Source organism: Corynebacterium suranareeae (genome assembly GCF_002355155.1).
Taxonomy (GTDB): Bacteria; Actinomycetota; Actinomycetes; order Mycobacteriales; family Mycobacteriaceae; genus Corynebacterium; species Corynebacterium suranareeae.
Genome location: NZ_AP017369.1, coordinates 163,609 through 179,318 on the forward strand (window position 1 = coordinate 163,609; position 15,710 = coordinate 179,318).

At 53.7% G+C, this 15,710-nt stretch carries 9 protein-coding genes and 1 pseudogene; 4 read left to right on the top strand and 6 right to left on the bottom strand.

Annotated features, from left to right (window positions below):
• Positions 1-140: 140 nt before the first annotated feature.
• Positions 141-860 (bottom strand): annotated as a pseudogene (locus N24_RS00790) (IS6 family transposase).
• 182 nt (positions 861-1,042) lie between these two features.
• The gene (locus N24_RS00795) at positions 1,043-1,594 is read right to left on the bottom strand and encodes a PepSY domain-containing protein (protein ID WP_096453468.1); all 552 of its coding nucleotides are present in this window, start codon (positions 1,592-1,594) and stop codon (positions 1,043-1,045) included.
• A 268-nt stretch (positions 1,595-1,862) separates the two neighbouring features.
• Here N24_RS00795 and N24_RS00800 point away from each other — a divergent pair, with 268 nt between their 5' ends.
• The 4 genes from N24_RS00800 (at position 1,863) to N24_RS00815 (ending at position 9,900) form a co-directional block, all read left to right on the top strand.
• Positions 1,863-5,312 carry a bifunctional proline dehydrogenase/L-glutamate gamma-semialdehyde dehydrogenase gene (locus tag N24_RS00800; protein ID WP_197702416.1) on the top strand — a complete coding sequence of 1,150 codons (3,450 nt, stop codon included), beginning with the start codon at positions 1,863-1,865 and terminating at the stop codon, positions 5,310-5,312.
• A gap of 481 nt (positions 5,313-5,793) precedes the next feature.
• Positions 5,794-6,741 carry an aldo/keto reductase gene (locus N24_RS00805; protein ID WP_003858893.1) on the top strand — a complete coding sequence of 316 codons (948 nt, stop codon included), beginning with the start codon at positions 5,794-5,796 and terminating at the stop codon, positions 6,739-6,741.
• A gap of 147 nt (positions 6,742-6,888) precedes the next feature.
• The gene (locus N24_RS00810) at positions 6,889-8,505 is read left to right on the top strand and encodes an AbgT family transporter (protein WP_020447868.1); all 1,617 of its coding nucleotides are present in this window, start codon (positions 6,889-6,891) and stop codon (positions 8,503-8,505) included.
• A 6-nt stretch (positions 8,506-8,511) separates the two neighbouring features.
• On the top strand, positions 8,512-9,900 hold the full coding sequence (locus N24_RS00815) for a M20 family metallopeptidase (RefSeq protein ID WP_096453472.1): 1,389 nt from the start codon (positions 8,512-8,514) through the stop codon (positions 9,898-9,900).
• 102 nt (positions 9,901-10,002) lie between these two features.
• On the opposite strand, the gene N24_RS00820 is transcribed toward N24_RS00815, so the two are convergent.
• From N24_RS00820 to N24_RS00835, 4 genes are all read right to left on the bottom strand, one after another.
• Complete coding sequence (locus tag N24_RS00820) at positions 10,003-10,830, bottom strand: SDR family oxidoreductase (protein WP_096453474.1); 828 nt, start codon at positions 10,828-10,830, stop codon at positions 10,003-10,005.
• Positions 10,831-10,871: 41 nt separating this feature from the next.
• Entirely contained in the window at positions 10,872-12,359 is a 1,488-nt protein-coding gene (locus N24_RS00825) for an aldehyde dehydrogenase family protein (RefSeq protein ID WP_096453476.1), read from the bottom strand.
• Between the two features lie 22 nt (positions 12,360-12,381).
• Complete coding sequence (locus N24_RS00830; protein ID WP_231910779.1) at positions 12,382-13,740, bottom strand: MFS transporter; 1,359 nt, start codon at positions 13,738-13,740, stop codon at positions 12,382-12,384.
• Between the two features lie 343 nt (positions 13,741-14,083).
• Positions 14,084-15,703, bottom strand: coding sequence for a GMC family oxidoreductase (locus N24_RS00835; protein ID WP_096453478.1), 1,620 nt, complete (start codon positions 15,701-15,703; stop codon positions 14,084-14,086).
• Between the last annotated feature and the right edge of the window lie 7 nt (positions 15,704-15,710).

Sequence of the window (15,710 nt, forward strand, 5' to 3'; positions counted from 1 at the left end):
AGGGGTAGCTCTCAAAGCTAAATCGGCTTCCACCGCAACGTGCACCTTGCCTTCGCACAGAAGGTGCTGTTGCAAAGTCGGGTGGAGGGGCCACGAACGCCCGAGTTTCATTTCTCCATGGTCTCTGCGACTCAGCGTTCTCAGGCCATCTCGAAGACCCGGCTGACGATCACCGCGTCCGGGTTCGGTTGCCCGTAAGCAAACATCGTCCCCTGACCTTTCCGCAAGGAGTGCATCGCTTCCATCCCTTTCAACGTCCGATATGCAGATGTCTAAGTTCTTAAACGCGCCTTTCGGCCCGAGGATCCGCTTCAGCCGACCATGGTCGCCTTCCAGGATGTTGTTGAGGTATTTCACCTGCCGGTGTTCCACTGTTGGCGGGCAGATTCCCTCTGACTTCAACTCGGCGATTGCCCTGGCTAGGGAGGGTGCTTTATCGGTGTTGATCACTCTGGGATACCCGGCTGACGCAGTGGATCTGAGGGCCTTGGCCAGGAAACGCTTCGCTGCGGCCACGTTCCGCTTCGGAGAGAGGTAAAAGTCCAGGGTCTGGCCACCGGCGGTGATCGCCAGATCAGAGGTAGCACCACCTGCCGCCGACCCGGATATAGGTCTCATCCACCCGCCAGGAACTGGCCTGCCAGTCGGGTACCTGCCGGTACCACCGTGTTTGCTTGTCCAGCTCAGGGGCGTATTTCTGGACCCAGCGGTGAGAATCGTGGTGTGATCGACCGGCACGCCGCGGCTGAAGTCATCATTTCCTCCAGATCTTAGGTCAGCTCACGCCGTAGCGGCAGTGACCTGCGCACCGCCCACAGGATGACCTCGCGAGGGAAATGACGACCGGAGAAGATACCTATGGCTGTGATTATTTCACGCCTGTCTTCCTACTGCCCCAACTTTGCAACAGCACCGATCAGAGTACTTCGCCAGAAAACTGGATCAGTTGAACCTGACCGCCGATACGTTCAGATTGGAACGCGACAAAAACTGCACAAGTTCTTAGCCTAATCATCGGGCGAGTGGCTTTCCGTGCGCGTGCTTAAACTGCTGCGATTTCAACGTCAGCAAGATCATTGTCGGAAGTGTCATCGAGGTCTATTTTCCATTTCAGCTGGCCGTCGTCTTCGTCTAATTCAACAGAATCAATAATTCCGTCTGGGTATTGATCCAGCGCTAGGCCAATGGCTTGAGCTGCGGTGACTGTGGCTGCGTGAGCTTCGCGGATGTCGTCATCATCATCGTTGTCGCGGTCGTCGGTATGGATCTGGCCACTGGTGGTGACATCAAGTTCAAGGACTTCTTGGCCAACCACAACATCGACTTCGTATTGATCGGAGGAGTCTTCGCGGTCAATGTCGGTGATGATCCTGTCGGGGTATTGGGCAAGGACGATGTCGATGATGTCGAATACCGGATCGTCATCAATCACGGCAGAGGTGGTGGTACTTGAGGAGGTAGAAGTGGTGGCATCTACTGCAGAAGCAGTTTCGCTGGAAATGGTGGATTCTGCTGTTCCGGAATCGGTGGAGCTGCAGCCAGCGAGGATAAGGGGAGCGGATATGAGCGCGAGGAAAAGTTTTGCGTTCTTCATGTATTCAACCCTATGAAGTGAATATGAAATGAAGATGAGAGTTTGTTTTAGGTGGCAAAACGGGGGTATCAGCAGGCTGAGGGGAAAGCGTGTGCGCTGCGCTTTTAACAATTTCAGCTGCGTAAAAAGGGGTGCGGTGGTTAAAAATCCACATTTGGGATTATGTTGGGGGTCACATCTGAAAATAGTTGCTGGGATCCATCACACCTACGATGCGAAACGGCACCCACACCGCTGATCTTGAAGGAGAACCGCCACCATGACATCGATGAATCTGCCTATTGAGTTGGCTACGCTGTCTGACCAGGCTGTGAATAAGGTGCGCTCCTGGCTGGAGTACAGCAAAAAGGAAAGCGTGCCCAATGCCGATGCGAAGCGTCTAGCTGCAGTGTTGCAGGATCCTAATGGTTTGGAATTCACGGTTGGTTTCGTGGATCGAGTGGTTCGAACTGAGGATCGTGAAGCGGCAGCGCATGCGTTGTATGAGTTGGGCAAGATTGCTCCGTCGACGATGTCCTTTTTGGATCGGGCGCAGATTCAGGCCGGTTCTTTGGTGGGGCGGGCGTTGCCGCAGGTTGTGGTTCCTGCGGCGCGGGCTCGAATCCGGCAGATGGTTGGGCACATGATTGTGGATGCCCGCGACAAGCAGTTCGCCAAGGCTGTCGCTGAGATTCAGTCGGATGGGCACCGCCTGAACATCAATTTGCTAGGTGAAGCGGTGTTGGGCCGAAAGGAGGCAGCGAAGCATTTGGATGACACGGTGCGGTTGTTGCGCCGTCCGGATGTGGAATATGTGTCCATCAAGGTCTCTTCGGTGGCATCGCAGATTTCGATGTGGGGTTTCGAAGACACCGTTAATTATGTTGTGGAACAGCTGACACCTTTATATATAGAGGCCGCGCGGGCGCCCCAAGGCACGAAGTTCATCAACCTGGACATGGAGGAATACCGCGATCTGCGCCTGACTATGGAGGTGTTCAAGCGGCTGCTCTCCAATCCAGAGCTGCATGAACTAGAAGCCGGAATTGTGTTGCAGGCGTACCTTCCCGATGCCCTCGGTGCGATCCAAGACTTGGCGGAGTTCGGCCGCGAGCGCGTCAACACAGGCGGGGCGGGCGTTAAGGTTCGCCTGGTCAAGGGGGCTAATTTGCCCATGGAGCACGTCCATGCACAGATCACCGGCTGGCCGGTTGCTACGGAACCTTCCAAGCAAGCCACCGATGCCAACTACAAGCGCGTGCTGTATTGGACGATGCGTAAAGAAAACATGGAGGGCCTGCGCCTGGGTGTTGCCGGCCATAACCTTTTCGACATAGCATTCGCGCATTTGCTCTCTGTGGAGCGCGGGGTTGCCGACCGTGTGGAGTTCGAAATGCTGCAGGGCATGGCGTCCGATCAGGCGCGCGCCGTCAGCGTTGACGTCGGTGAGCTGCTGCTTTACGTACCAGCCGTGCGCCCACAAGAATTCGACGTGGCCATTTCTTACCTCGTGCGCCGCCTCGAGGAAAACGCCGCGAGCGAAAACTTCATGTCCGCCATCTTCGACCTCGACGCCGACAACCCGTCCTTCAAGCGAGAGGAGAGCCGCTTCCGCGCCTCCATATCTGACCTCGCCACGCTCATCGACGTGCCCGCGCCCGGCCCCAACCACACACAAGACCGCAGCAAAGAGACGCTTCTCGACGCCCCCCTCGTCCCATTTATCAACGAGCCCGACACCAACCCAGCGCTCATCCAAAACCAACAGTGGGCCACAAAAGCCCTCGCCACCGCAGCAGAGCCCGGTTGGTTGGAAAAACAAACAAAGCCGGAGGTGTTGGAAGAGGGGGACGTCGACAAGCTAATTAACGATGTGCGCGACGCTGCTGAAGCGTGGGCAGCGCGCCCAGCCCGTGAACGCGCTGAGATTTTGTACAAGACCGCCGAGATTTTGCGCGTGCGACGCGGACACCTGATCTCAGTGGCGGCCGCGGAGGTGGGTAAAGCTGTGGAACAAACCGACCCGGAAATCTCTGAAGCCATTGATTTCGCCCGCTACTACGCGCATTTGGCCCTGGAATTGGACGACGTAGACAATGCGGAATTCACCCCAGATCGCGTCGTTGTGGTGACCCCGCCCTGGAATTTCCCCATCGCGATCCCCGCTGGATCGACTTTCGCAGCACTCGCGGCGGGCGCTGGCGTGATCCACAAACCCTCAAAGCCTAGCCAACATTGCTCCGCTGCAGTGGTCGAAGCCCTCTGGGAAGCCGGCGTTCCCCGCGAGGTTCTGCATTGCATTTACCCAGCTAATCGCGATGTTGGACGTGCGTTGATCAGCCATGAACACGTCGACCGCGTCATTTTGACCGGCTCCTCCGAGACCGCCGCGATGTTCTCCTCCTGGCGACCAGAACTCACCATCAACGGCGAAACCTCCGGCAAAAACGCCATCGTGGTCACCCCATCTGCCGACCGCGACCTCGCCGTCGCCGACCTGGTGAAATCCGCCTTCGGCCATGCAGGACAAAAATGTTCCGCAGCCTCCCTCGGCATCTTGGTAGGCAGCGTCTACGAATCAGAACGCTTCCGGAAACAGCTGGTAGACGCCGCATCCTCACTCATCGTCGACTGGCCTACCAACCCCTCCGCAACCGTCGGACCACTCACCGAACTCCCCAGCGACAAACTCCACCACGCCCTAACCACCCTCGAAGAAGGAGAAAGCTGGCTGCTGAAACCCCGACAACTCGACGACACCGGCCGACTCTGGTCACCCGGCATCAAAGAAGGCGTCAAACCAGGAACCTTCTTCCACCTCACAGAAGTATTCGGACCAGTCCTCGGCCTGATGAAAGCCACCGACCTCAATGAAGCCATCGAATTCCAAAACGGCAACGACTTCGGACTCACCGGCGGACTCCAATCCCTCGACGCCGACGAAGTCCGCACCTGGCTTGACCACGTCGATGTCGGAAACGCCTACGTCAACCGCGGCATCACCGGCGCCATCGTCCAACGCCAATCCTTCGGAGGCTGGAAAAAATCCTCCGTCGGCCTCGGATCCAAAGCCGGAGGACCCAACTATGTCATGCTCATGGGAACCTGGGCCGACGCGCCAAGCCACCACGCCCCACGCAAAACAAACCCGCTGATCAGCAAACTGAATCTGTCCGGTGAAGACATCGAATGGCTCGAAAAAGCCAACGCCAGCGATGAAACAGCATGGAACACGGAATTCGGCAGCCCACGCGACCCCTCCGGCCTCGATGTAGAAGCCAACATTTTCCGCTACCGACCAGCAGAGGTAGTACTCCGACTCGATGATTCCGCCACACCCCGAGAAACTGCCCGCGCATTGTTGGCAGCCCGCCGCGCCGGGGTTATTCCGCGAGTTCTTCAAACACCAGGTGTTTCAGAGCAAGTCCGCGAAGTATTGTCCGCTGCTGGAGTGAGTGCAGAAACAGTCGATGATTCGGTATTTATTTCCAACGTGTTGCGCGGCGAATACGACGACAACTCCAGCGTCCGAGTCCGTTACCTGGGCAAAGTCAGCGAGACTGTCCGTGAACGCCTAGCTGTACGGCCTGAAGTTGTTCTGCTCGACGATGCGGTCACTGCTTCCGGTCGAGTTGAATTACGTTACTGGCTCAAAGAACAAGCAATTTCCATGACGCTGCACCGCTTCGGAAACCCCGTTGCGGCCTTCCACGAGTTGGCGGAGGAACTTAAACGTTGATGGTTTTGCGCATGGGTCGCTGCGTGCCGATTTAAGGGCTTCGTGAGTCGCAGTGACCTGTTGTCCTGATTTCAGTTCTGAAGGCTCTTAGAGGCGATTCTAGAAGGGGTCGAATTTGGGGCCATTGGGGCTGTTGTGAATCCTGGCAGTTTGCAGGGCAAGGATCCACCACGTTTGAGCGGAAACCTCGGATCTGTGGTGGATTCGTGCAAGATTGGCCTCTGAACTTGCAAAAATCCACCACGTTTCGACTGATCAGAGCAATTTGTGGTGGATCCTAACCAATCTGGCAGTGGGGTCGGTGAATTCATTATCGGCGGGCTTTTCAAAGGTCATATGTCGATTTTGGGGCGAAAAATCGACACGTTTTCACGATATGTTTAAGACATCAACATATAGCTTCTGCTACTTTAAGAATTTTTATTCTGAAATTCTGTAGAAACGCTCCTATGCTCGGGGCAGTAAGTTGTGAGCATAGGAAATGGAGCACGGCGTGACCGTTATTAAAGGCACTGAATTTGATGTTTTCCCACTAAACCTCGGTGGAAATACCTTTGGCTGGACCTCGAATAGGGAACAGACCTTCGCGGTTTTGGATGCATTCGTGGCAGCGGGAGGAAACTTTGTTGACACCGCCGATTCTTATTCTGCATGGGTTGAAGGCAATGAGGGTGGCGAGTCGGAGCGGGAGCTCGGCGCGTGGATTAAGGAACGTGGCGCAGACAAGCTGATCATTGCTACCAAGTCTGGTGCGTTGGAGCCTGTTGCTGGTCGTTCCCGTGAGGCAACTTTCAAGGCTGTCGAGGGTTCCCTGGAGCGTTTGGGCGTGGAATCGATCGATATTTTTTACTACCACTACGACGATGAGGCAGTCAGCATTGATGAGCAGGTTGCTATCGCTAATGATCTGATTGCACAGGGCAAGATTAAGCACCTCGCATTGTCTAACTACAGCGCGGAGCGTTTAGCTGAGTTCTTTGAGAAGTCTGTAGGCACTCCAGCGCAGCCGGTTGCTCTGCAACCGCACTACAACCTGGTGTCGAGGAAGGATTATGAGGAGAACGTGCAGCCGCTCGCCGAGAAGCATGGCGTTGCAGTCTTCCCTTATTTCGCGCTTGCCGCGGGTCTTTTGACCGGAAAGTACACCTCCAAGGAGGATATTTCGGGTAAAGCGCGTGCGGGGCAGTTGGATCGTTACGCCAGCGATGAGGCGTTTGCCGTGGTGACAGAGTTGCGTGCTGTTGCCGATGAGTTGGGTGTTGCGCCAACGACTGTGGCGCTTGCGTGGTTGGTTGCGCATGGTGTGACCGCACCGATTGCGTCCGTGTCCAAGGTAGAGCAGTTGAAGGATTTGATGGCTGTGAAGGATGTGGAGCTGAGCGCTGAGCAGCTTGCACGTTTGGATAAGGTTTCGGAGCCTTTCGCTTAAGCTCTCCTCAAAGTAAGTGATGCAAGTCATAACATTTGCATTACGGTTGCCTTATTTGCCGATATTTATTCGGTGAGTTACTTAGTCTGGCTGGCATCGCCGGAAAACCGAACCGAGGTTTTCCGCATGACTGCAAAGGTCTGAGAAATGAGCTCAACAACCTCAAAAACCTCAGAAAGACAACAGCCAGACGCACCGACGAGCAAGCTCGGTAAATGGAGCGATAAATTTCTCAATGGTGTGGAAACGCTTGGAAACAAGCTGCCCACACCATTTACGCTTTTCTTGATACTTTTCCTGATCACGGCGCTGGCCTCATCGATCATGGCGTGGATGAACGTGTCCGTGATTGTGCCGGGTTCGGATGAAGAACTTTTTGTTAAAGGCCTGTTCACCGGTGAAGGCCTAACCTGGTTGACTACGAATCTCGGGGCAAACTACATCGGGTTCCCGCCGTTGCTCACCGTGTTGCCAATTCTGTTGGCAGTGGGTGTTGCTGAACGTTCCGGCATGTTGGCTGCGCTGATTAGGAAACTTTTTGGTTCGGCGAAAAAGATCGTGCTGCCTTATGCCGTTGGTGTGATTGGTGTGACGGCGTCGATCATGGCGGACGCTGCCTTCGTGGTGGTGCCACCTTTGGCCGCGATGGTGTTTAAAGCTGCTGGTCGGCACCCTGTGGCTGGGCTATTGGGTTCGTTTGCAGCTGTGGGTGCAGGATATTCCACAGCGATTGTGCCCACCAGCCTTGATGCACTTTTTGCGGGAATTACCAACGCCGTGATGGAGACTCTGCCGGGAATCGCCACAACTGAAGTGAATCCGGTGTCGAACTATTACTTCAACATTGCATCCTCGATTGTGCTGGGTCTGCTGTGTGGTTTCCTTATCGATAAGGTTCTGGAACCCCGCATGTGGCGTCAGGATATCGCCACCGAATACGCGGAGAGCGTTGAACCGATAAGCGGCACCGGTGATGAGGAAATCTCGGCAACGTTGACGGTTCAGGAAAACCGCGCACTGGCGATCTCCATGTGGACCACCCTGGTCACGGCCATCATTGTGCTGGTAGTTGTGCTGATTCCTGGATCCCCATGGCGAAATGAAGACGGCGGATTCCTCCCAACTTCACCACTGCTGAGCTCTGTGGTGTTCATCGTGTTCTTGTTCTTCATGGTGATGGGTCTGGCCTACGGCATGGTGGTGGGCACGATCAAGAACATGGATGATGTCGTGAACATGATGGGCGAAGCAATCAAGGACATGATTGGTTTCTTGGTTTTGGCCTTCATTTTGGGACAGTTTGTGGCGCTGTTTAACTGGACGGGCATCGGTACCTGGACTGCTGTTCAGGGCGCTGCGGGATTGGAAGCGATCGGGCTTACCGGATTCCCTGCGATCATTGCATTTATTATTTTGGCGTCATGCTTGAACCTGCTGATTATTTCCGGCTCTGCGATGTGGACGCTGATGGCTGCGGTGTTCGTCCCGATGTTCGCTCTGCTTGGCTATGAACCATCATTCATTCAGGCAGCATTCCGCGTGGGTGACTCGGCAACTCAGGTGATCACACCGCTGAATCCGTACATGATTGTGATCCTCGGTTTGCTGCGTCGATACGAACCGGATGCAGGTTTAGGCACCTTGATGTCAAGGCTTATCCCATTTGTGATCCCTTTCTGGCTAGCCTGGGCTACATTGTTGGCAATTTGGTTCTACGCCGATTTGCCGCTTGGACCTGGCTCTGCGATCTTCCTCGAAGGATAAGTTTTCATGAGTACTGACAATTTTTCTCCACAAGTTCCGTCGACTGTGTATTTGGATTACATGGAGCAAGGGATTGCCGCACGTAAAGCGGAGGCAGAGTCTAACGCCAGCACGCAGGGGGAGAGCCCGGATTATCCAGGCCAGCAGGTTATTTGGCGCCTGATCCAGGAATCAGGGGAGTCATTGCGTGATGAACTGCGCACACTGGCTTTCATGCTGCACGACCATCCGGAAGAAGCGTTCGAGGAGGTGTTCGCCACCGAGGAAATCACAAAACTTCTGCAAAATCATGGTTTTGAGGTTCAGAGTGGAGTTTATGGTGTTAAAACCGCTCTAGAAACTAGTTTTGAAACCCCTGGTTATGATCCAGCGCAGCACCCAAGCATTGCGATCTTGGCGGAATACGATGCCCTTCCAGAGATCGGCCATGCGTGCGGGCACAATATCATCGCAGCAGCTGGTGTTGGCGCATTTTTAGCTGTCACCAACATGATCAAAACTTCCGAAGTGAAAGGCGTGGATCACCTCGACTTTGAAGGTCGGATCGTGCTGTTGGGAACACCTGCTGAGGAGGGGCATTCCGGCAAGGAATACATGATCCGAAATGGCGCATTCGATGGCATTGATGCGTCGATTATGATGCACCCCTTTGGCTTCGATCTGGCGGAGCATGTTTGGGTGGGCAGACGTACCATGACGGCGACGTTCCACGGTGTCTCTGCACACGCGTCTTCGCAGCCTTTCATGGGTAAAAATGCCCTCGACGCTGCAAGTTTGGCGTACCAGGGCTTCGGAGTTTTGCGTCAGCAAATGCCACCGAGCGACCGCCTTCACGCCATTATTACGGAAGGCGGAAACCGGCCAAGCATCATTCCAGACACTGCAACGATGTCGCTGTACGTGCGTTCTTTGTTGCCGGAAGCGCTCAAAGACATATCGAAACGCGTGGATGATGTGCTTGACGGGGCGGCGTTGATGGCGGGGGTGGGCGTCGAAAAGCATTGGGATGTGCACCCGGCCAGCTTGCCCGTGCGCAACAACCATGTGCTGGCGCGGCGCTGGGCAAAAACGCAGAATCTGCGTGGCCGGACTGCGCTTGCCGAGGGCATTTTGCCCGACACGCTCGCCGCATCGACTGATTTCGGCAACGTTTCGCACCTGGTGCCAGGCATCCATCCGATGGTGAAAATTTCACCGGAAAACGTCGCGCTTCACACCAAGGAATTCGCGGCCTACGCGCGCACGGAAGAGGCCATCGACGCTGCTGTCGACGCCGCAATCGGGCTGGGCCAAGTCGCCGTTGACGCGCTTGCAGATCCGAAAATGCTTATCGACGCCACCCTCGAGTTCACTAACTCCGGCGGTGTGCTTAAAGCAGAGGACTATTTGGGTTAGGCAACGACTACGAAACCTGCAGTCCACCCGATCTTTTCGCTAGCAGCCAAAGTTAACTGCAGGACCGCTGTTTTGCCATTGACTTTGAAAAGGAAGGAATTTTTAAACTCTTGCAGTTGCCTCCAGAGCAGCCGTCGCGCCGCCATCAACGGTAAGGGTGACACCGTTGACACCAGAAGCAAGATCACTATTGAGGAATAGCAATGCTTTTGCTGGCTCACTGGGATCGAGATAACGGCCAAGTGGAGTGGGGTAGGAATCAAAATAAGCATCGCTCAACACATTGCGGAACTCGGCGCCCATGGGGGTTTCAGTGAAACCAGGCATGACAGTATTTTGTCGGATCCTTCGCTTGCCGTCCTCGCCACGTTGCGCGGAGCTAAGAACTCCCCATGCTGCAATAGCTTGTTTGGATACTCGATAGGCTGCGGTAGCAACACCGGGTTCGCGGAGGTGTTCATTGGCGTTAAACCACTCAATTGCGCCGTCAAAAGAGTCTTGAGCAATAAGTTCTTCATATTCACGCAGGTTGTTACGCCACTTTTCTCCCGCATTGGAGGCAATTGTGGCGATGGCGCCGTCATCATTGATGTACTTCAGTGCAGTGTTGGTCAAGTGACGTACGCCAGCAAAGTTGATCAAAAATGTGTCGAGATCACTCGTGCGGTTTCCGGCTACTCCGACGCAGTTGAATAGTGCATCGATGCCTGCTCCGACTTGTTCGATGGCATTCTCAATTGCTTTAGGATCTTTGAGATCAACCTGGAGGAATTGAGTTCCCTCATGTTGTGGTTCTTGAACATCAAGGACCCAGACTTCTGCGCCATTTTCAAGGAGTGCAGCTACAGCAGCTGCACCCATTCCGCGGCCGCCACCTCCGGAAACAACGACTTTTTTACCTGCGTATGAGGGGATGAGTGCTTGTGACATGGTGATTATGCCTTTCTAAATATTGTGGTGTGGAGAGTGGTTTAGCGGCCTGCGCCCCAGTGGATGGCTTTGGTTTCTAGGTATTCATCAATGCCCCACGCTCCGTATTCGCGTCCTAAACCAGATGCTTTATAACCGCCGAAGGGGATGCTGGTGTTGGGGAAGGATCCACCGCCTCCATTGAGTGCCACCTGGCCACTTCTTAATTGCTTGGCGATTTCAAAAGCTCGAGCAGGATCGGCAGTGTTTACGCCGGCGGCGAGCCCATATGGATTGTCATTTGCCATCGCGATGGCTTCTTCTGTGGTGTCGAAAGCAATGATGACATTGACCGGGCCAAAGATTTCTTCCTGGGCAATGCGCATGGAATTATCTACGTTGGCAAAGAGCGTGGGTTCAATGAAATAGCCTTTATCTAGCCCCGCGGGCCTTTTTCCACCAGTGATTAAGGTGGCGCCTTCATTGATTCCTACAGCAATATAGTCTTCTACGGTTTCACGCTGAGCTGCGGAGATGAGTGGACCCATGTCAGTATCTGCATCATTTGGGTCACCCACCTTGATGCTTTCTAAACCGGCTTTTACCCGAGCAATGAGATCGTCTTTGACTGAATTGTGGACGAGGGTACGAGTGAGAAGCGAACATCCTTGTCCAGCCATTTTTGTCGTTGCTGCAATGACTGCTCCGGCAACAGCATCAAGATTGGCATCTTCGAAAACGATGTTGGGGCTCTTGCCACCCAGCTCTAGAACCACCTTTTTCAGGGTATCTGCGCCCTGGTGATATACCTCTTTGCCTACGGATTCTGAACCAGTAAAGCTGATGATGTCTACATCTGGGTGGGTGGACAATGCTTTGCCGGATTCACGACCACCAGTGATCACATTGAGCACGCCCGGTGGAAGACCAGCCTCTTCGCCGATTTCAGCAAGGATTAAACCTTCAAAAGGCGTGGTGGTGGCAGGCTTAAGGATAACGCTGCATCCTGCCGCGAGTGCTGGAGCAAGCTTGGTCATGTTGAGCCACAGGGGGAAGTTATAGGCACTGATCAAAAGTGCCACTCCAAAGGCCTCACGAACTACAACGCCTTGCCCCATTCCTCGGCCAAAATGGTGTGCAGTTGGTGCTTCCCAATTGAAAGAAGACATGGCATCGATTGTTGATTGCAGATGTGCAATTGCTCCATCTACCTGGGCAGATTCCGCGAACCCTCGTTCAGAACCACATTCTGCGATATTGAGCTCAATTAGTTCTTCGCGGCGTTCTTTCATGATGGCGGCAAATTTCTCAAGCACTACTTTGCGCTCTTCAGGCGTGGTTTTTCCCCAGGGGCCACTATCAAAGGCTGCGCGCGCTGCTGCTACAGCATTGTTGGAATCTTCAATGCTTGCGTTGGATACGGTACCAATTACTTCTTCGGTGGCGGGATTCTCGACGTCGATCCGCTTATTGTTGTTTGGACTAGTCCAGGCGCCATTGATATATAGTCCGGACTCAAGGTTGAGGCTGGTTCGAATGGTTGTGGTCATCAGGTGGTGTGTCCTTTGTTCATTAAGAGGCGGGAATCGTGGCTTTATCGGGATCCGCGATAGTGGATGCCTCTGCGCGTGTATTTTTGATTCCCAGTTGTTCAAGCGGAGTACGGAAGGTTTCTTTAGCAGTGAGTGCTGCAAGAACTGCAATGGCAGAGCAGACAGCAGTCATGATGGCTACAGGAATCCAATTGGCAGTATCTTCGCCTTGGAGTGCACGCCCGATGGTGGGGGAGAAACCAGAAAGCAAAATGCCAATTTGAAGGCCAATGGCCATTCCGGTGTAGCGAATCTTTGCGTTGAACATTTCGGAGAAGAATGCAGGGTAGGCGCCATCGGCAAAGCTAATGGCCACACCGGTGAGCAAAATCATGCTCACTGCAATCATGAAAACATTTCCAGAGGCAATGGCTGAGAAGAATGGGAAGATCAGCAAACCGCTGGAAGCGGCACCAAAGATGAAGACAGGCTTGCGTCCAAATCGATCAGCAGCAAGGCCACACAGTGGACGGGCGAAGATGGAAATGAACTGAGAAGCGGTAACAATGGCAACCATGGTGGTGCTGTTGACACCTTGTTGGATAGCGTAGGAAAGTCCAAAGACGGTGGTCACGGTTTGAACGACGGCAAAGAGATTGCACAGTGCGACGCGAATAACGCCCTGTGGGTTTTCCCGGAATACTGCGATAAATGGTGGTGCCTTTGAGGTTTCTGCGTTTTCAAATGCTTCTGGCTCATCAAGACTGCGGCGAACCCAAATACCGATGACGAGCACGACTGCGCTCAGCCAGAAAGGAAGACGCCAGCCCCAGGTGTAGAGGATGTCATCTGGGAGTGCGGTTATTGGAATCATAATGGCATTTGCCATCACCATGCCGATGCCTACTCCTACCAATGAGAAGCTGGAAACAAACGCCCGACGACCTTCGGGAGCGTGTTCCATGGTGAGGGAACTTGCACCGGCGAGTTCGCCACCAGCAGAAAAGCCCTGGACAAGACGCAAGGTAACCAAAAGGGCAGGAGCAAGAATTCCGATGGAGTCATAAGTTGGCAGGCAGCCGATCAAGAAGGTGGCAACGCCCATGAGTGAAATGGTCAGGAGCAGTGCATGCTTTCGCCCCTGGCGATCACCAATGTGGCTGATGATGATTGCGCCCAGTGGTCGGGCCAGGTATGCGGCACCAAAGGTGGCGAATGAGGCGAGGACGGCGGCCTCGGAATCGTGAAAAAAGAGTTTAGGGAAGATGATTGCTGCTGCAGAAGCAAACAGGGCGAAATCATAATATTCCAGTGCCCCGCCCATAACGGATGCAATTGCTGCACGCTTGGGTTGTTGGCGAGGTGGGCTTTTAGTCGGTGCATGACTTGAATGTGACACTACCTAGCTCCTTGTATGAATTGTTCTATGGCACCTCAAAGTATTGGACATGTGAACTGTGCAACAGTTTGAAGGACTGTGTCCTAGTTCACCATATGACTTTGCTTGATGCAAGAACTTTTTTAAGCTCACTCGCCGCAAGCGGTCGGCCGTGGGCGGGATTTAAACATTATTGCCACGTAGGAACACCTTTTAGCACTTTGGGAGTTCGGTAATTTAGAAACAATTAGTTTTTTAGCTTGGGGGTAGTTTGGGGGTGGTACATTGGTGTCTTAAACGACAAACGCCAAGGGAGGCGTCGAAAAGCTTCGAGACCTACCTTGGCATCTTAGGGTGGAGTTGACTAGCCAACTGGGCGGATAGCCACCTCTTTTTGTTTGAAGAGCAAAGAATCTTCCAGGATCTTATCGGCAGCGATCCACGCTGCGGCAGAAGTTGGGCCATTGTTGTTACCCGAAGGCTGATGCGGGAAAATCGATGCATCAACAACGCGCAAAGAATCAACGCCACGGACTCTCAGGCGATTATCCACCACATCATCCTCATCCGGCCCAATCGCACACGTGCCCAAGGTGTGGTAGCCAAAGGGGCCAAAGTTGAGTGAATGATGGACAATTTCCTCATCCGTTTGCACCGCCTCACCTGGGTAAAACTCCTTGGCTCCGAGGCTTTGCATCTCGGGAGAGTTGAGGATTTCGCGCATTTTGTGCGTGGTTTTAACGATCATCTCCTTGTCATAATTAGTCTCATAATAACCAGTGATAATGCGTGGTTTATCGGCCGCGCGCGGACCCGTGATGTGGATGGACCCACGGCTCGTGGGATACATGGGATATCCGCCGATTAGGCCGCCGGCCTCCTTGCGTGGCTGCATCTTTTCATCATAAGAAATAGCTGTAGCAAAGAGCTGAGTATCCACGCCCTTGGATTCCGGGTTGAGCTTGACCATGGCGATGGCATCAAAGGAACCTGAGGAAATGACACCTTTTCGGGTAAAGAGATATTTGGCGCCCGCGATTAATTGCTTGAGTGGACTGTTGATCTCATGGTTAAAACCCAAACCCTCGTTGAGGCTATAAAGCATGGAGATTCCGCGGTGTTCCGACAGATTTTCGCCAACCTTTGGGCTCTCAACAAGAACCTCTACACCTGCAGCATCAAGCACGTCCCGGCGTCCAATACCGGAACGCTCAAGGATCATGGGTGATTCCAAAGAGCCCGCGCAGATAAGAACTTCACGATCAGCAAGGAAAGTCTTGAGTTCACCATTAACATCTGCTTCAACCCCGATGGCCGTGGTGCCGGAAAAAACCACTCGAATGACATTGGCATGGTTGATCTTAGTGACATTCTTGCGCTTTACAGCGGGATTAAGGAATGCCTCGGCAGCACTCCATCGAGTACCCAGTTTTGTGTTGGTAGAGGCATAGGAAGCGCGATCCCCTTCTGCGAGGTTGGCATCTTCAACTACTTGAGCTCCTTGTGACGCGAGCGCCGCAATGAAAGCATCTCCTAGTTCATCCTTGGTGGATACTGTTTCCACATTCATCTTGCCCTTCTTCTTGGACAAGGATCCTAATCCGGAACTACGATTTTCAATCTGATCAAGTGCATTCCGGAATGCTGGCCAATTCCAACCTTCATTGCCTAGAGATTCCCAGTCATATGCAGGTGATTCTCCGGTATTCCAGCCCAATCCATTAACGGTGGTGGAACCGCCGTCAACGACTCCGCGTGGCCACTGTTCTGTGGTGCCATCACCAAAAGGTTCTGGGTAGTACTTGCGAACATAGGTATCGTTTTGCATGGTAAATACCCAGCCCTTGGGTACGCGGTGCATGGGGTTCCAATCGGAACCACCGGCTTCAAGAACCAAAATGCTGTGTTCGCCTGATTCGGAGAGGCGATCTGCCAGCACGGATCCGGCGGCGCCGGTGCCAACAATAATGTAGTCATGTGCCATGGTTGCA